The organism is Streptomyces sp. NPDC096193 (assembly GCF_040302905.1).
Taxonomy (GTDB): Bacteria; Actinomycetota; Actinomycetes; order Streptomycetales; family Streptomycetaceae; genus Streptomyces.
Window position 1 is genome coordinate 1 of record NZ_JBEOSJ010000050.1, and the last position, 17136, is coordinate 17136.

At 71.4% G+C, this 17136-nt stretch carries 15 protein-coding genes and 1 pseudogene; 9 read left to right on the forward strand and 7 right to left on the reverse strand.

Translation table 11 applies throughout. From position 1 onward, the window contains the following. Positions 1-239 precede the first annotated feature (239 nt). The gene (locus tag ABTX78_RS35385) at positions 240-707 is read right to left on the reverse strand and encodes an RDD family protein (RefSeq protein ID WP_352210864.1); all 468 of its coding nucleotides are present in this window, start codon (positions 705-707) and stop codon (positions 240-242) included. 230 nt (positions 708-937) lie between these two features. Between ABTX78_RS35385 and glnA the strand changes: the two genes are divergently transcribed. Then, positions 938-2347, forward strand: coding sequence for a type I glutamate--ammonia ligase (gene glnA / locus ABTX78_RS35390; RefSeq protein ID WP_352210865.1), 1410 nt, complete (start codon positions 938-940; stop codon positions 2345-2347). Positions 2348-2694: 347 nt separating this feature from the next. Here glnA and ABTX78_RS35395 read toward each other — a convergent pair whose 3' ends face one another. The 3 genes from ABTX78_RS35395 to ABTX78_RS35405 all read right to left on the reverse strand — a co-directional run bounded on the left by ABTX78_RS35395 (position 2695) and on the right by ABTX78_RS35405 (position 6367). Further along, entirely contained in the window at positions 2695-4515 is a 1821-nt protein-coding gene (locus ABTX78_RS35395; protein ID WP_352210866.1) for a choline/carnitine O-acyltransferase, read from the reverse strand. Between the two features lie 13 nt (positions 4516-4528). Further along, positions 4529-5386 (reverse strand): class I SAM-dependent methyltransferase, encoded by an 858-nt coding sequence (locus ABTX78_RS35400; RefSeq protein ID WP_352210867.1) that lies wholly within the window; start codon positions 5384-5386, stop codon positions 4529-4531. Positions 5387-5497: 111 nt separating this feature from the next. Next, complete coding sequence (locus ABTX78_RS35405; RefSeq protein WP_352210868.1) at positions 5498-6367, reverse strand: HalD/BesD family halogenase; 870 nt, start codon at positions 6365-6367, stop codon at positions 5498-5500. Between the two features lie 184 nt (positions 6368-6551). Between ABTX78_RS35405 and hemC the strand changes: the two genes are divergently transcribed. Continuing rightward, entirely contained in the window at positions 6552-7487 is a 936-nt protein-coding gene (hemC, locus tag ABTX78_RS35410; RefSeq protein WP_352210869.1) for a hydroxymethylbilane synthase, read from the forward strand. A gap of 93 nt (positions 7488-7580) precedes the next feature. On the opposite strand, the gene ABTX78_RS35415 is transcribed toward hemC, so the two are convergent. Further along, positions 7581-8729 carry a serine hydrolase domain-containing protein gene (locus ABTX78_RS35415; RefSeq protein ID WP_352210870.1) on the reverse strand — a complete coding sequence of 383 codons (1149 nt, stop codon included), beginning with the start codon at positions 8727-8729 and terminating at the stop codon, positions 7581-7583. A 150-nt stretch (positions 8730-8879) separates the two neighbouring features. Between ABTX78_RS35415 and ABTX78_RS35420 the strand changes: the two genes are divergently transcribed. The 3 genes from ABTX78_RS35420 to ABTX78_RS35430 all read left to right on the forward strand — a co-directional run bounded on the left by ABTX78_RS35420 (position 8880) and on the right by ABTX78_RS35430 (position 12136). After that, positions 8880-9482, forward strand: a complete 603-nt coding sequence (locus ABTX78_RS35420) for a GNAT family N-acetyltransferase (protein ID WP_352210871.1) — start codon at positions 8880-8882, stop codon at positions 9480-9482. 253 nt (positions 9483-9735) lie between these two features. Then, entirely contained in the window at positions 9736-11202 is a 1467-nt protein-coding gene (rox, locus tag ABTX78_RS35425; protein WP_352210877.1) for a rifampin monooxygenase, read from the forward strand. Positions 11203-11293: 91 nt separating this feature from the next. Next, positions 11294-12136, forward strand: a complete 843-nt coding sequence (locus tag ABTX78_RS35430) for an MOSC domain-containing protein (RefSeq protein ID WP_352210872.1) — start codon at positions 11294-11296, stop codon at positions 12134-12136. Positions 12137-12345: 209 nt separating this feature from the next. On the opposite strand, the gene ABTX78_RS35435 is transcribed toward ABTX78_RS35430, so the two are convergent. Continuing rightward, a complete protein-coding gene (locus tag ABTX78_RS35435; RefSeq protein ID WP_502994063.1) occupies positions 12346-12624 on the reverse strand; it encodes a hypothetical protein in 279 nt (92 codons plus the stop codon). 122 nt (positions 12625-12746) lie between these two features. Between ABTX78_RS35435 and ABTX78_RS35440 the strand changes: the two genes are divergently transcribed. The 3 genes and pseudogenes from ABTX78_RS35440 (at position 12747) to ABTX78_RS35450 (ending at position 14474) form a co-directional block, all read left to right on the forward strand. Beyond that, positions 12747-13109: an arsenate reductase family protein gene (locus ABTX78_RS35440; protein ID WP_352210873.1), complete on the forward strand. Its 363-nt coding sequence runs from the start codon at positions 12747-12749 to the stop codon at positions 13107-13109. Positions 13110-13262: 153 nt separating this feature from the next. Beyond that, a pseudogene (locus ABTX78_RS35445) lies at positions 13263-13529 on the forward strand (PLP-dependent aminotransferase family protein); the annotation flags it as partial. A 267-nt stretch (positions 13530-13796) separates the two neighbouring features. After that, entirely contained in the window at positions 13797-14474 is a 678-nt protein-coding gene (locus ABTX78_RS35450; protein ID WP_352210874.1) for an SCO2207 family protein, read from the forward strand. A 287-nt stretch (positions 14475-14761) separates the two neighbouring features. Here the strand turns inward: ABTX78_RS35450 and ABTX78_RS35455 are convergent, their stop codons facing one another. After that, a complete protein-coding gene (locus ABTX78_RS35455; protein ID WP_352210875.1) occupies positions 14762-15673 on the reverse strand; it encodes a Gfo/Idh/MocA family protein in 912 nt (303 codons plus the stop codon). Positions 15674-15970: 297 nt separating this feature from the next. Between ABTX78_RS35455 and glnII the strand changes: the two genes are divergently transcribed. Further along, positions 15971-16993, forward strand: a complete 1023-nt coding sequence (gene glnII, locus ABTX78_RS35460) for a glutamine synthetase (protein WP_352210876.1) — start codon at positions 15971-15973, stop codon at positions 16991-16993. Positions 16994-17136: the final 143 nt, after the last annotated feature.

Below are 17136 nucleotides of genomic sequence, written 5' to 3' on the forward strand. Positions count from 1 at the left end.
GGCGGGACCTCGAAGTCTTTCTCCAGACCCTGCCCCGCTCCTCGACGGCCGAGCGTCGATCCTGTGGGCTGTCGACGTGCGGCGCGATCGCGCCCACGGAAGTAGCAGCCGTTGGCACGACCCCGTCGACCCTGCCGACCGCCTTCCTCGTCAACCCGCAGGACCCCGGCCGCCCCTTCTTGGTCTGTTCACCCTGCTCGGCTTGTTCTGCCTGCTCGGCCTGCTCAGCCGCGTGCCCGCTAGATCCGGACCTGGACGGCGCGGGCCAGGCGGTCGTGCAGTCCGCGGCCGTCCCGGTCCCAGATGAGGGCCGGGATCGCGAGGCAGAGCAGTACGGTCCGCACGGCGACCCGGACGAAGCCCAGCCGGCCGCCCTCCTCGGACACGACGCGCAGTCCGAAGAGGCGCTTGCCGGGGGTGAAACCGACCGTACCCACGGTCAGCAGCCCCAGGGCGAGAAAGATGCCGAGAGCCCAGTTGCCGGCCGCCTGCCGGTCACCCTGGGCGAAGAGTCCGTATGCGATCAGGAGGCAGAGCCCCCAGTCGACGAAAAGGGCGCCGAAACGCCGCCCGAGGGGGGCGATGGAGCCCGGCCCCGACTCCGGCAGGCCGAGCCGCCGGCCCCGGTGACCGAAGTCGGCGCCCATGTCCTCGGCCGCCGCGCGGGGGCCGGACAGCCACGATCCGATTGCTTGCCTGTTGTCCACCCGTCCACGGTACTGCGCCCGCATTCGCGCCGTTCCGCCCGGCCCCCGGCCGTTCCGCGCGGGCATGTCATCCTCGCGATCCACTCCGCCCGGTTAACTTGGGCGAAACAAATGGGTCATGCTGGAGAAATCCCGTCTGCCTAAGGTCGGGTCCCAGCGTGTGCCACCGCACTGGCCGCACAACCGAGCTGCAACCCCGCCCCTCCCGGGTCGGGAGTAGGAGGAGTTGGATGTTCCAGAACGCCGACGACGCGAAGAAGTTCATCGCTGACGAAGATGTCAAGTTCATCGATGTCCGGTTCTGCGACCTGCCGGGCGTGATGCAGCACTTCACGATCCCCGCAGCGGCGTTCGACCCGGACGACGAGCTTGCCTTCGACGGCTCGTCGATCCGCGGCTTCCAGGCCATCCACGAGTCCGACATGGCGCTCCGCGCGGACCTGTCGACCGCCCGGGTCGACCCCTTCCGCCGCGACAAGACCGTCAACATCAACTTCTTCATCCACGACCCGATCACGGGCGAGCAGTACAGCCGCGACCCGCGCAACATCGCCAAGAAGGCCGAGGCCTACCTCGCGTCGACCGGCATCGCGGACACCGCGTACTTCGGCCCGGAGGCCGAGTTCTACGTCTTCGACAACGTCCGCTTCCAGACGTCGGCGAACGAGAGCTTCTACCACATCGACTCCGAGGCCGGCGCCTGGAACACCGGTGCGCTCGAGAACAACCGTGGCTACAAGGTCCGCTACAAGGGCGGCTACTTCCCGGCTCCGCCGGTCGACCACTTCGCCGACCTGCGTGCCGAGATCTCCTTGGAGCTGGACAAGAACGGCCTCCAGGTCGAGCGCCAGCACCACGAGGTGGGCACCGCCGGCCAGGCCGAGATCAACTACAAGTTCAACACGCTGCTGGCCGCGGCGGACGACCTGATGCTCTTCAAGTACATCGTGAAGAACGTCGCCTGGCGCAACGGCAAGACCGCGACCTTCATGCCGAAGCCGATCTTCGGCGACAACGGCTCGGGCATGCACGTCCACCAGTCGCTGTGGCAGGGCGGCGTGCCGCTGTTCTACGACGAGCAGGGCTACGCGGGTCTGTCGGACACCGCCCGCTACTACATCGGCGGCATCCTCAAGCACGCGCCGTCGCTGCTGGCCTTCACCAACCCGACGGTGAACTCCTACCACCGCCTGGTCCCGGGCTTCGAGGCGCCGGTCAACCTGGTGTACTCCCAGCGCAACCGCTCGGCTGCGATGCGTATCCCGATCACGGGCTCGAACCCGAAGGCCAAGCGCGTCGAGTTCCGCGCCCCGGACCCGTCGTCGAACCCGTACCTGGCGTTCTCGGCCCTGCTGCTCGCGGGCCTGGACGGCGTCAAGAACAAGATCGAGCCGGCGGAGCCGATCGACAAGGACCTCTACGAGCTGGCCCCGGAGGAGCACGCGGGCGTCCCGCAGGTCCCGACCTCGCTCCCGGCGGTGCTGGACGCGCTGGAGGCGGACAACGAGTACCTCCAGGCGGGCGGTGTGTTCACGTCCGACCTGATCGAGACGTGGATCGACTACAAGCGGACGTACGAAATCGCCCCGATCCAGCTGCGGCCGCACCCGCACGAGTTCGAGCTGTACTTCGACATCTAGGAAGACCCCGGGTCGCAGCGGGTTTCCGCTCGCCCGGGCCGGTGTGTCTGGGCCGTCGGCCGTGCACTTCCCTCACGGGGAGGCACGGCCGGCGGCCTTTCGCCTGCCGCGGGGGCGATCGGGGCGCGGAGTCCGGAGCGGAGCTCCGCAACGGGCCCGCGCCTCGGAGCCACCTGCGGGCCCGCCTGTCCCGCAGGCCCTCCGGGCATGTCCTCGATCGCCGGACGGACTGAACGTGAACGCCCTTGCCGGCGGCGAGCCCGTTCGGCTTCGCCCACGAGGTCCGGGGCAGCGCCCCGCAACGAGCCCGCCTCTCGCGCCGGCCCGCACTCCCTACGCGCGCATCCTCAGGACGTGCCGCCCGCCAGCAGCTCCCTCAGTTCCGCCACCACCCCCCGCAGCTCCTCCGCGAACGTCTCCATCTGGTCCGCCACCGCCCGTGGTGTGCTCAGGTAGAGGTTGAAGCGGTCCGGGAGCAGGACGTACGCGATGCCGATGCAGCGGCTGCTCGTCGAGCCGAAGCCGAAGTACTGGATGTTGGCCGAGGGGGCCGAGCTGGTGCTCAGGTAGTCGTCGCGCATCGTCAGCCAGCCCGGGGTGCGGTACAGCGCGGGCTGTTCCGGGACGCCCAGTTCCGGGCCCCGGCGGCGCTGGATCAGTTCCAGCTCCCACAGGTGCTGTTCGGGGACCTGGCCCGCCTGGGACTCCTTCGCGCGGGTCACATGCGCGCGGGCGGCGGCGTGGAAGGCCGCGCGGCGGGTCGCCGTATCCGTCGACGGGTCCTCCATCGTGTCCGTGAACGTGACCATCTCGGGGGTGACGACCCGCATCGCCTCCGTGCGCCCGTACCGGTACTGCCGGGTCGCGATCGACTCGTACGTGGCGCCCAGGTGCCCCTTCGCGCGCCGGTGGGCGAGCTGGTAGGCGACCTGGACGAAGGCGTCCGGTGACACCCCGAGGACCTTCGCCGCGCTGCTGCCGAAGTCCTCGAAGGACACGGTCCTGGTGGCCGTGTCCGCCCCGTACGCGGCGAACGCCTCCGCGGCCGCCCGGGCCTGGTTGCGCAGGGCCTCGTCCAGTTCGAAGACGATGGGCTCCAGGACCGGCAGGCCCTGCGGGCGGGCGCCGGACTGCCGGGACTGTTCCTCCGCCGGGGTGTCCAGCAGCGCGTCGACGAAGCTGAGGATGGTCGTCCCGTCCAGCTCGCAGTGCTCCACGTTGATACCGGCCCGGCCGTCCGCGAACACGATCAGGGACACCGCCTTGTCGAACCAGCGGTTGCCGCGGTCGCCGTACAGCAGCTCGTCACAGGCCTCCTGGATGCCGGCCGGGGCGAAGTCCTCCAGGCAGACGCAGAACAGCGCGGTCTCGATGTCGTCGAGGGCCGCCGCGTTGACGGGGTGGCCGGTGATCAGTGACTCGCGGGTGGCCGCCCACTCCGCGCGGGCCATCGTGGTGAAGTGACCCGCCGAGGTGTCGGCGGAAGTCTCGCCCCCGGCCTTCATGACGGCGCACAGGCCTGCCTCCAGGTCCTCCAGGCTGTGCGGCGCCCCGTCCGGTCCGAGCACCTCCAGCCGGAACATCGCACCGCGGAAGAAGACGACGATGTGCCGGGCCGGGGACGGTCCCGGGCAGGCATCGGTGTAGGGGGCGCGGACGGAGTCCAGCCGCGCCCCGGGGATGCGGGTGGTGGAGAACAGGAAGGCGTTCTGCACCATCGACTGGGGCACGCCCCGCTGCACCACCGGCTCGATCAGCCCCTGGTCGAGCCTCCCCTTGTAGTTGAGGGCCCCGGCGATGAGCCCGGCCGCGCGTTCCACCTGCGGCTCGTCGGAGTCCTGGAAGAGGAAGAAGAAGTTGGCGTTGAGCGCGATCCGGTCCCGGCGGCCGAGGTAGCGGTACGGCCAGAAGGTGTCGAGCCAGCTGTGCACGCCCTCGGTGGCGTCGTACTCCTCCAGGGCGCTGTGCAGGACCCGGCCGGGGCCGTCCGGGCGGAGGAACTCGGCTACCTCCGCCCGGGTCGCCTCCAGTTCGCCGGCGGACAGCAGCGGCGCGCACCAGGTGAGGAACCGCTCGCAGCTCGCCTCGAGGGCGGGCAGCGGAACCCGCGGCAGGCTCTCCTCCTGGGCGAAGGTCGCATTGCCTGCTGCTTCCTTACTGATCTTCACTTCTGTACTCGATTCAGATCGTTGTGGGCACGGGTGGTGTGTCCTGCGGCCGGGAGAGATAGAGCTGTGCGTGGAGCCAGCCTTCCGCCTCCAGGCCCCGCGCATCCACCCCCGCGGCCGACATGCCGTCGAGAACGAGAGCCTGCTCCTCCGGGGAGGCGAAACGGCGCTGTTTGAACACCTCGTCGACCAGGGTCGTCCGGTAGCCGAGGCCGGCCAGCGCGCGTTCGACGGAGTCGAAGGGGAACATCCGCAGCACGAAGTGGGCCATCCAGGGCCGGCCGCCCTCCTGTGCCTCGACGACACGCAGCAGGGTGCGCTCGGTGACATAGCCCAGGCAGCCGGTCGAGATCACCAGGTCGGTCCCGGCGAACTGGGCGCGCTGGCGAGGCGTCGGCTCGTTCCGTTCGAGGTCGGCGTGGACGGCCTCGTCCAGGAAGCCGGTCTCCCGGGCGTAGTCGAGCGCGGGCGCCGAGGTGTCGAGTCCGACGACGCGCAGGCCGTTGGCGGGCCGCCGCGACCGGGACAGTCCGCGGTCCCGTGCCACCAGTTCCTCCCGCGACCGGGTGTCCTCCCCGGCGGTGTCCCGGTCCTCGTCGCCGCAGTAGCGGGCGTACAACTCGTCCATGGTGGCGTCGTACTTGAGCAGGGCGGCGTTGATCCCGTACGAGCAGCCGATGTCCAGCACCTGGGGCACCTCGACGTGCCGGGCCTCCCGGTACTCCTTGATCACCTTCTCGAAGTAGGGCTTGGCCTGCTGGGGAACGCAGTAGCCGAGGGGGCGCAGCACGCTGAAGTAGGCGCGCGGGTCCGGCTGTGTGTAGATGTGGTCGAGCGTGACTTTTCCGGTCGCGTCGAAACGCACAGGCATGACTCCTCGATGGGTCGCCAGGGGGAATGCGCCGGGGAACGGCGGCGGGTCACCGCGCGCCGGGGGCCGTACACCGGCCGATCGGCTGGTGTACGGCATCCGGGCCGTACGTCAGTCGAGCAGCCGGTCGCCGCGGACCGCCCGCCCCTCCGCCTCGATGTGGTCGGGCAGCACCCGCCCGAAAAGCTGGCGGGTCCTCGCCACGCTCCCGATGACGCCGGGCCGCTCGCTGTACGCGAAGATCGCCGAGTGGCGGGCGAGGTCGCCGCGCACGGGGCTGACGCGGTGCAGCGAGTAGCGGCCCTTGAACAGCTGGAGGTCACCGGGTTGCAGCGGCAGCCGGCGGACGAGCCGTTCACCCCGCCCCTGAAGCACGTCCCGTACGTCGTCGAAGCGTTCGTCCTCGGCGGACCTGATGCCGGGGCAGTACTCGAAGACGCCGCCCGCCTCGGCCTGCTGGGTCAGCATGCTCACGGTGAACTCGTTCGTGTCGAAGTGCCAGGGGTGTTCCATACCGGGCTCGACGACATTGAGCACGAGACCGGACAGCGGGTCCGCCAGTTCGTGCAGTTCGGGGAGGCCGAAGCAGCGGGCCACGAAGGACTGGAAGTCGGGATGGGTGTGGAGCCGGCTGATGAGGGAGGCTTCGGGGACCCGGTCGCGGGCGACGAAGGCGTTGCCCCGCCGGAACGTCGTCCGTCCGGGATGTCCGTCCGGGAGGTCGGAGTCGACGGCGATGTTGTAGACGTTGACGGTCTCGACGTCGAAGTGGGCGCGGGGGGCGATGTCCGCGCACTCCCGCCGGAGCACGTCGCGCAGGTCGGCACGGATGAAGTCCGTCAGTACGGTGCAGCCGGTGGCGGCGAGTTCGCGACGCGCGCGGGAGACGACGGCCCGTCCTTCGGCGCCTTCGAGGTCGGACAGGGGGTAGCGGGCGGTGTCGACCACATGGCCGAGCGGCAGGGCTTCCAGGGTGCTCATTCGATCAGTCCCTCATCCTTGATCTCAACTCACCTGAAAAGCAACTGCGTTGAAGCTCCCACAGCACCGCCTCCTTGTCTGTGACTCGTCACACTGCGCAGAGGGGTGTGGCCGGGCGGTGCACGCGCCGGGAGTCGGCCGGGAGTGGATCGACCGTCGAGCGGGACGCTCTATGGTGGTCGGCATGTCTGCGCCTGACCTCATCCGTATCGTCTCCCGCTCCTCGCCCATGGCTCTCGCCCAGGTCGAGCGCGTCCGCGCCGAACTGACCGCACTGCACCCCGGAATCCGTACGGAGGTCGTGCCCGTCACCACGTCCGGGGACCGCTGGATGGGGGACCTGGCCAAGCTTGGCGGAAAGGGCGCGTTCACCAAGGAGGTGGATGCGGCGCTGATCGCCGGGGAGGCGGATCTGGCGGTGCACTGCGTCAAGGACGTGCCGGCGGACCGGCCGCTGCCGGCCGGAACGACCTTCGCGGCCTTCCTGGAGCGGGACGACATCCGGGACGCCCTGATCCACCCCGGGGGACTCACTCTGGACGAGCTGCCGGCCGGGACCCGGATCGGTACGTCCTCGGTGCGCAGGATCGCGCAACTGGCCGCCTCGCACCCGGAGCTGGAGTGCGTGCCGATGCGGGGCAACGCCAACCGGCGGCTGGAGAAGCTCGCGGCCGGGGACGCGGACGCCCTGCTGCTCGCGGTGTCCGGCCTGGAGCGCATCGGGCGTACGGACGTGATCAGCGAGGTCCTGTCGGTCGAGACGATGTGCCCGCCGATCGGCGCGGGCATCCTGGCGCTCCAGTGCCGCGAGGACGACACCGCGACGATCGACGCGGTGAGCGGGCTCGGCGATCCGGCGGCGTACCGGGAGGCGACGGCCGAGCGAATGTTCCTGCATGTCCTCCAGGGCCACTGCAATTCGCCGATCGCCGGGTACGCGCAGGCGGAACGCTCCGGGGACCTGTCGCTGCGGGCGCGGGTCTTCACGCCCGACGGCAAGCGGGTGCTGAACGCGCACGAGTGGGCGGGCCCGCTGGACCCGGCGACGCTCGGGACGTCGGTCGCGGTCGCGCTGCTGCGGCAGGGCGCGCGGGAGCTGATCGACGGAATTGCGCACTGAGGTACCACCGGGGCGCGTGAGAAAGACGTACGCACCGGTCCCGGCGCCCCGGTGCGGGCGGTGCCGGGCGCCCCGCCCTCGTACGGCCGCGGCTCAGGCGCCGGCCGCGTACCGCCAGAACGCGCGCATCAGGGCCGGCGGGGTCGGCCCGCTCATCTCCCGCTGGGTGAGCAGGATCGAGACCGTGCCGGTGGACGGTGTGATGTGCGCCGCCGTGCCCGTGCCGCCGACCCAGCCGTAGCGGCCGGGCACGTTCCAGGGATCGACGGCCGCGACGTCGACCGAGCCGCCGAACCCCCAGCCCTGGCCCTCCAGGAACAGTTCGCTGTCCGCGCGCTGGGACGCCGTCAGGTGGTCGGTGGTCAGCTGCCGTACGGACGCGGCCGACAGCAGTCTGCTGCCGTCGACGGTCCCTCCGGCGAGGAGCATGCGGCCGAAGACGAGCCAGTCGTCCGCCGTCGAGACCAGCCCGCCCGCACCGGAGGGGAACGCGGGCGGGGTGCTCCACTGCCCGTCGGGGGCGTCGACCAGGTCGAGGCCGCCCGACGGCCCCTCCCGGTAGGCGGAGGTGAAGCGGTCGAGCTTGCCGGCCGGGACGGCGAAGCCGGTGTCGGTCATGCCGAGCGGGTCGAACAGCCGCGCCTGAAGGAACTCGGGCAGCGGACGGCCGCCCGCCCTGGCGATCAGTACGCCGAGGATGTCGGAGCAGGTGTTGTACAGCCAGGTCTCGCCCGGCTGGTGCAGCATCGGGATACGGGACAGTGCCGCCATCCACGCGTCGGGCCCGGCGACCGTCTGCGGTCGCGGCGGGCCCTGCCGGAGATCGCTGAACAGCGGGGCGACCGCGGGCAGGGAGAAGTCGGACGGGAAGCCGTATCCGGCGCGGAAAGTGAGCAGGTCGAAGAGGGTGACCGGCCGGGCGGCCGGGACCACGTCGTCGAGCGGCGCGTCGGGGGTACGCACGACGACCGGTGACGCCAGTTCCGGGAGCCAGGTACCGACCGGCTCGTCCAGCGCGAGGATGCCGTCGTCGACGAGCATCATGGCCCCCGCCGCGACGACGGGCTTGGTGACCGAGGCGATGCGGAAGATCGAGTCCCGGGCCATCGGGACGGTGCCCTCGGCCCCGACGGAACCGGCGGTCTCCACCTCGACCCGGTCGCCGCGGCCCACCAGAGCGACGGCTCCGGGCACCGATCCTTTACCGACGTGGCCCTTGAGGATGTCGTACAGGCTGCTCATCGCTCCACCTTCTGCCGGCCGGGCACCGTCGCAGAGACAGACCTCCGCCGCGTCGGGGACTCATCGGCGGACGCGTCGCAAGAATCCGCACTTTGCACTAGTGCGATATCATGTTGCGGCTAGTACATAATCCGGCTAGCGTCGGTGCGCATGCCTGCCACGATGCCCGCGCCCGTCACTCTGACCGGCCACCACGTACGCCTCGAACCTCTCACCACGGCCCACCTCCCGGATCTGTTCGCCGCGGGCGGCGGTGACGACGAGGTCTGGCGCTGGCAGGGCGGGCCGACACCGCACACCCAGGACGCGCTGGGCGAGAAGCTCGACGCTCTCCTCGACAGCGCCGCGCGTGGCACGTACATCCCCTTCGCCGTCGTCCACCGTCCCACCGGCCGGGCGGTCGGCTGGACCACGTACATGGACATCGATGTGCGGCAGGAGCGCCTGGAGATCGGCTGGACCTGGTACGGCCGCGCGTTCTGGCGTACGGCGCTCAACACCGAGACGAAGCTGCTGCTCCTGCGCCACGCCTTCGAGGAACTGGGCATGGGACGCGTCCAGTTGAAGACCGATCACATGAACGTCCGCTCCCAGAAGGCGATCACGCGCCTCGGCGCCCGGCGGGAGGGAGCGTTGCGCCGCCATCGTCTGCGCCCGGACGGCACCTGGCGCGACACGGTCTACTTCTCGATCCTGACCGACGAGTGGCCGGCGGTGAGGGAAGGTCTCGCGGCCCGCCTCGACATCGAGTGAAGGCTGCCCGGAGACGACAAAAGGCAAGAAGACCTCGACTCCTTGCCACTCTCAACGTATAGCGCACCGGGGGGCTTGCGGCAATGCCCCGGTCGTACCGCAGAATGATCCGCCGAAGCCGGAACCTGCGGAAATGGCGGATTGACGGCGTACGCGTGATGTGTCGGAGCGTGGGTGCGGTGTTCAGGGTGCGCACCGCTGGACAGCGGTGCGCGGCCGTGCCGGAATCCAGTCTCGTTGAATGGGCGTATCGATGATCGACGTGATCGTGGTCGGCGGTGGTCCGACCGGTTTGATGCTGGCCTGTGAGTTGCGGCTGCATGGCGTGCGGGTGGTCGTGCTGGAGAAGCTGACCGAGCGCACCGGGGAGTCCCGCGGGCAGGGTCTGCACGCGCGCAGTGTCGAGGTGATGGACCAGCGCGGCCTGCTGGACCGGTTCCTCGCGGTCAGCGAGACGTTCCGGGTCGGCGGTCTGTTCGGCGGCATCACGAAGCCGTGGCCGGAGCGGCTGGACACGGCGCATCCGTACGGCGTCGCCACCCCGCAGCCGGTCACCGAGCGGTTGCTGGAGGAGCGCGCGGTCGAACTCGGTGCCGACGTCCGGCGCGGCTGCGAGGTCGTCGGGCTGAGCCAGGACGAGCACGGGGTCAGCGTCGAGCTGGCGAGTGGGGGCGCCCCCGCCCATGGGGGCGCGCCCGGCGGGGGAGGCACGCAGCTGCGGTCGCGGTACGCCGTGGGGTGCGACGGCGGCCGCAGTGCCGTGCGCAAGCTGCTCGGCGTCGGCTTCCCCGGCGAGCCGTCGAGGGTCGAGACGCTGCTCGGCGAGATGGAGGTGACCGAGGACCCGGCGACGATCGCCGCCGTCGTCGAGGAAATCCGCAAGACCCAACTCCGGTTCGGCGTCGCCCCCGGCAAGGACGGGGTGTGGCGGGTCGCCGTCCCCGCCGAGGGGGTGGCCGAAGACCGCGCGACCGCGCCGACCCTCGACGAGTTCAAGAAGCAGCTGCGGGCGTATGCGGGCACCGACTTCGGCGTGCATTCGCCGCGCCGGCTGTCCCGCTTCGGCGACGCCACCCGGCAGGCCGAGCGCTACCGCGTCGGCCGGGTGCTGCTGGCCGGCGACGCGGCGCACATCCACCCGCCGACCGGCGGTCAGGGGCTCAACCTGGGCGTGCAGGACGCGTTCAACCTCGGCTGGAAGCTGGCCGCGGCGGTCGAGGGCTGGGCACCGGAGGGCCTGCTGGACAGCTACCACGCCGAACGGCACCCGGTGGGCGCCCGCGTACTGAGCAACACCCGGGCGCAGATGGCCATGCTGGGGAGCGATCCGGGCGCGACCGCGCTGCGGGAGCTGCTCGGGCGGCTGATGGACTTCGACGAGGTGAACCGGTACGTGACCGGGATGGTCACGGCGGTCGACGTCCGGTACGACTTCGGCGAGGGCCATGACCTGCTCGGCAGCCGGCTGCGGGACATTCAGCTCGAGCGCGGCCGCCTCTACGGGCTGATGCACGAGGGGCGCGGCCTGCTCCTCGACCGGACCGGCCGCCTCTCGGTGGAGGGATGGGCCGACCGGGTCGACCATGTCGTCGACGTCGGCGAGGAACTGGACGCGCCCGCGGTCCTGCTGCGCCCGGACGGTCATGTGGCGTGGGTGGGCGAGGACCAGCAGGACCTGGTGGACCGGCTGCCGCGGTGGTTCGGCGCGGCGGCGGGCTGAGAGCACCGGTCCTCGGCGGGGGCCGGGGTCGCACCCGGTCTCGCCGGTCCCCGGTCCGCTCCCCCGTTCCTCGCCCGTACGATCGGACAGCATGGGGATCACTGTGCAGAAACTGACGTACTACCCGGTCAAGGGCTGTGCCGGTACGGACGTCGAGTCCTCCCGGGTCGGGGAGACGGGGCTGGAGCACGACCGTACGTTCATGGCCGTCGACGCCGTCGACGGGTCCTTCCACAGTCAGCGGGCGCTGCCGGCGATGGCCGCTGTCCGGCCCGAGATCGTCGACGGCGGTGCCGTGCTGCGGCTGTCCGCCGACGGGGTCGAGAGTCTGCTGCTGGACGTCGACCACGACGGTGAGCGGCGGCCGGTGAGCATGTTCGGGCGGGACATCGGGGAGGGCGCCGATCAGGGGGACGCGGTGGCCGAGTGGTTCTCCGAGGTGCTGGGGGCGAAGTCACGGCTGGTGCGGGTGCCGCCGGGGTTCGACCGGGACGGGTGGGGCGAGACGCCCGGCAAGGTGGGGTTCGCCGACGCGCATGCCGTCCTCGTCGCCTCGCAGGCTTCGCTGGACGGTCTCAACGCACGGATCGAGGCCGCCGGGGCCGCGCCCGTACCGATGGACCGCTTCCGGCCGAACATCGTGCTCGCCGGCTGCGACGCGCCGCACGCCGAGGACGAGATGCGGCGCCTGGACATCGGGACGGCTCGACTCGCCTATGCCGTACGGGCGACGCGGTGCGCGGTGCCGATGGTGGACCAGCTCACCGGGCTGCGGGCCGGTCCCGAACCGATCCGTACGCTCGCGGAGTACCGGCGGGAGCCCGCGTACGAGAACAAGGTGAGCTTCGGCATGAAGGCGGCGGTCGTGCGGCACGGCACGGTCGCCGTGGGCGACGCCGTGGCGGCGACGACGGCGTCCGGCCCGGCTGCCTGACCTCGCCCTGCCCTGCCCCGACCGGTGTCAGCAGCGCGGCATCGGCTTGCTCCAGGTCGTCCGACTGGCGTCGGACACGTAGAGGTCGGAGAAGAGTCGGTGGAGGACGCGGGACGGGTACGGCATGGCGGCCCCCTGAACGGCCACGCGCCGCCGTCGTCACCGGAGTGACGACGGCGGGCCGGGGGTGGGGGCGGCGGCCGTGACGGTCAGCGTCCGTAGCGGATCAGCGCACGCACCATCCGGCACGTCGTGTCCGAGGGCGGGTGCACCCCGATCTGCTCCGCCGTCGCTCGTATCCTCGCGTTGTCCGCGGTCGCCGGGTGGTAGATGCCCGAGTCCAGCAGGGCGATCGTCAGCCGCATGGCCTTCAGGCGGCGGTTGTGCGTCACGTACCACTCGCGCGGCTGTCCGGCAGGCAGAGGCTTCCTCGTCGCCTGCGGGAAATCGGTGTCGGCGGGCTTCCTCATGAGTCTGGCTACAGCCATCGGCAACCTCCTGGGCACGGTGGCGGGACCATCCCGAACTACTGTTCATTCTACTGGCCGCCACTGACAATCCCCCCTGGCCAGAGGGTGTTTGAGGGGTTGGTGAGCGGTACCGTGGCGGGATGGAGATCTGGATCGATCCGGCCTGTTCCAAGTGCCGCAACGCGGTGAACCTGCTCGACGCGGAAGGCGCTTCGTACACCGTCCGCCGCTACCTCGACGAGGTGCCGACCGAGGACGAGATCCGCGCGGTCCTCGGTCGCCTCGGGCTGGAACCGTGGGACATCACCCGGACGCAGGAGGCGGAGGCGAAGGAGCTGGGGCTCAAGGAGTGGGCGCGAGAGGAGAGTTCGCGCGACCGGTGGATCGAGGCGCTGGCGCGGCACCCGAAGCTGGTCCAGCGGCCGATCATCACGGCGGACGACGGCACGGCCGTCGTCGCGCGGACGGAGGAGGCGGTACGGGACGCGCTGGGGCGCCACTGAGCGAACGCGCCGCAGGGTGGGGCCCGTTCCCAGGTGGTTGAGCGGCCGGGCCACCTGGGGAACAGGTGGCTGAGCAGCCGGGCCGGCGGCGGGCCCCGGGCGGCCGGGGCGGCCCTCCGCGCTGGGGCTCTCTCGTACCGCCGTGGGCCTTAACGGGCGCCGCAGGTACGGGTGACGGGGATCGCGGCCGGGTTGCACGCCGTACTGGACCTGCCGCCGGGAACGGAGCGGGCGGTGGTGAAGGCGGCGGCCTGGCAGGGGCTCGCCGTCGAGGGGCTGGCCGCCTTCCGCCGGCCCGGCGGCCCGGGCGAGGAGACGGACGGGCCCCGGGACGAACTGGTCGTCGGGTACGCCACCCCGCCCGAGCACCTGTACGCGGGAGCCCTGGACGCGCTGTGCCGCGCGCTCCCGCCGACGTGAGCCGCTCCCCGAGCCGACCCGAGCCGGCCTCCCGCCGACCCGAGCCGCGCTCCCGCCGACGTGAGCCGCTCCCCGAGCCGACCCGAGCCGGCCTCCCGCCGACGCGACGCGGACTCCCGCCGAGGTGACGTGCGGCAACCCGGATCACCCCTCCCACCTGGCTCAACCTTAAGAAAAGTTAAGGAAGTTGCGGGTGAGGAGTTTGAGTCGGACCGCTGGCCTACTCGTACGTAGGGGCACACGGAACCGACCCGACAGGAGTCCCACGTGTCCCGCAAGAAGACCCTCACCGGTAAGAAGAAGATCGCTCTGCTCGTCGGCGCAGCAACCGTCGTCGGCGGTGGGGCTTTCGCGATGACCGGCACCAGCCAGGCATCGGTCGCCTGCGACGGGCTCGTCACGGCCCTGCAGAACAACGAGCGGTTTATCTCCGACCAGCGCGCCAACCCGGACGCGCAGTCCGAGGCGCGCATCGCCAACCGGCAGGCCGTCATCGAGGAGATCAAACGCAAGCAGGCCGCATCGGGTTGTGAAGTCGGCACAGGGGGCGGCGAGGCGGCCCAGCCGCCCGCGCAGCAGCCCCCGGCGCAGGAGCAGCCGCCCGCCGAACCGCCGGCGGAGGCTCCGCCGGCCGAGGCGCAGCCGCCCGCGAACGGCGGCGGCGAGGAGGCCGGCGGCGGTGACGCCGGAGCCGTGGGCGAGGTCGTCTGCGCCGGTTCGACCGTGACGCTGTCCGGCGAGGCCGGGGAGCCCGCCGCCTCCAGCAACCAGTTCCCGATCGGCACCACGCTCAAGGTGACCAACCTCGACAACAACAAGTCGACGACGGTGAAGGTCGCGTCCACCTCCGGCAGTTGCGCGTTGCTGAACAACGCCGCCTTCGAGCAGGTGCGGGAGCCGGGCAAGTTCCTGATCCGCAAGGCGCGCATCGAGCGCGTGGGCTGACCCGGCACAGCCCGGGCCGGTGCCCGTCCGTCCTCCGGAGCTCTCACTCGAGGCGTCCACGCGCTGCGGGTGACCGGGAGGTCTGTTCCGCACTCACGCGGTGGGGGCTGCCCGCCCCCGCCTCCGGGAGCAGCGCCCCGTGCGGAACGGGACAGGCGGACGCGGCACCGCCCGGGCCGGCGCGAGGGTGAACCCGTACGCGCCCACCGGACGAGCCGCGGTTCGCCACCCCCAACGAGCCGCGGCTCTCCGCCCGTCAGGTCCCCCCACGGGAGCCGCGCTTCCCCTCACGGGCGGGGCAGCTGCGCCTCGGCCTCGGCGAGGATCTCGGTCAGCCGCAGCCCGAACGCCAGGTCACAGCTGTGCGGCCGTCCCGTGCGCGCCGACTCCATCAGCGCGTCCAGCGCCGCCCGGAACGACCCGACCGCGTCCCCCCACTCCGGCATCAAGGCCGTCCCCGGCTCGCCCACCAGCTCGATGCTCACGCCCGACGCCCTCACCGGCGCGCTCAGCCCCAGGGTCGCCGTGCTCGAAGCGCCCGACGCGTGCCGCAGCACCAGGTGCACGGTGTCCTCCGGCCCCCGGGCGGCCGTCACCCGGGTCACGTCGCCGAGCACCGGGATCAGCACGGACAGCACATGCGGGCCGATGTCCCACAGCCCGCCCCTCTCGCGCCGCCAGGGCGAGGCGGCGTACGGGCTGTCGCTGTCGTGCGCGAACAGCGAACCGAGCCACCGCGCATGAGCCGTGTACCAGCCCTTCGCCGCGGACCGGTCCTCGATCCAGACCGCGGTCTCGGCGGCGAAGCGCAGCGTGCAGAACACCACGGACGCCACCCCGGCCCGCTCCGCCGCGTCCGCCGTGGCCCGGGCGGCGGCCACATCCGTCGCCACCGGCTTGTCCAGCAGCAGATGGCAGCCGGCCTCGGCGGCCCGCGCGGCGAGCGGCGCCTGGATGTCGGGCGGCAGGGCGAAGGCCGCGATGTCGCAGGAGGCGAGAAGCTCGTCGACGCCGTCCTCTCCGGTGTACGCGGCCGTGCCGTGCGCCGTGGCGATCACCTCGGCGGCCTCGGGCCGCCTCGCCCACACTCCGGCGAACTCGACACCGGGATGGGCGGCGATGGCGGGCGCCTGGGTGCGCTCGGCCCACGGGCCTGCGCCGAAGAGTCCGATACGCGGCTGCTTCGCGGGGGTCGTCATGCGGCCCAGTGTGCCCGGCGGAGAAAAATTCCGCGGGGACGCGCCCCTGTATACGACGCTTCTCGTCTCGACCTGTTGCGGCTCGATCCGCGTGGCCGGGCGCCGGATCCGCGTCGCGGACGAGCCGGGGCGCGAACGCGGACGGGGCCCGGCCGCAGGGGGTGGAGGGCCGCTCACCGATGTCCCGAAAGGTCCGGCAGTCCGGCGTAACACGGGGTTCACAGTCGGGCAACGGCCGGGAAATCGCGTCTTGCCAAGCTGCGCGGCATACCGCTGGACCCGCAAAGGATGAGGCCCGTGACCTTCAAGGCTGAGTACATCTGGATCGACGGCACCGAGCCGACGGCCAAGCTTCGCTCCAAGACGAAGATCCTCACGGAGGCCGGCGGCGAGCTGCCGATCTGGGGCTTCGACGGGTCCAGCACCAACCAGGCCGAGGGGCACGCCTCCGACTGTGTGCTGAAGCCGGTCTTCTCCTGTCCCGACCCGATCCGGGGTGGCGACGACCTGCTGGTGATGTGCGAGGTCCTCAACACGGACATGACACCGCACCCCTCCAACACCCGGGCGCAGCTGGCCGAGGTGGCCGCTCGGTTCACCGCGCAGGAGCCGATCTTCGGGATCGAGCAGGAGTACACGTTCTTCAAGGGCAGCCGCCCGCTCGGCTTCCCGGAGAGCGGCTTCCCGGCCGCGCAGGGCGGCTACTACTGCGGTGTCGGCGCGGACGAGATCTTCGGCCGTGACGTCGTCGAGGCCCACTTGGAGAACTGTCTCTCGGCGGGGCTCGGGATCTCCGGCATCAACGCCGAGGTCATGCCCGGCCAGTGGGAGTTCCAGGTCGGCCCGCTCGCCCCGCTGGAGGTCTCCGACCAGCTGTGGATCGCGCGCTGGCTGCTCTACCGCACCGCCGAGGACTTCGAGATCTCCGCGACGCTCGACCCGAAGCCGGTGAAGGGCGACTGGAACGGCGCCGGTGCGCACACCAACTTCTCGACCAGGGCGATGCGCGAGGGCTACGACGCGATCATCACCGCCTGCGAGTCGCTGGGCGAGGGCTCCAAGCCGCTCGACCACGTCAAGAACTACGGCGCCGGCATCGACGACCGGCTCACCGGTCTGCACGAGACCGCCCCGTGGAACGAGTACAGCTACGGCGTCTCGAACCGCGGCGCCTCGGTGCGCATCCCCTGGCAGGTCGAGCAGGACGGCAAGGGCTACATCGAGGACCGCCGCCCGAACGCCAACGTCGACCCGTATGTGGTGACCCGTCTGCTGGTGGACACCTGCTGCACGGCCCTGGAGAAGGCCGGACAGGTCTGATCCCGCTCGTCCGCACCAGGGGCGCCCGCCGGTACCGGCGGGCGCCCCTCGCCACGGCCCGTTCACCACGGCACAGGCCGCCGGCCGCTTCGGGCTGGGCGTGGCCGTGACCGACGGTGCGCTGCACCGGCTGGCCGCGAGCG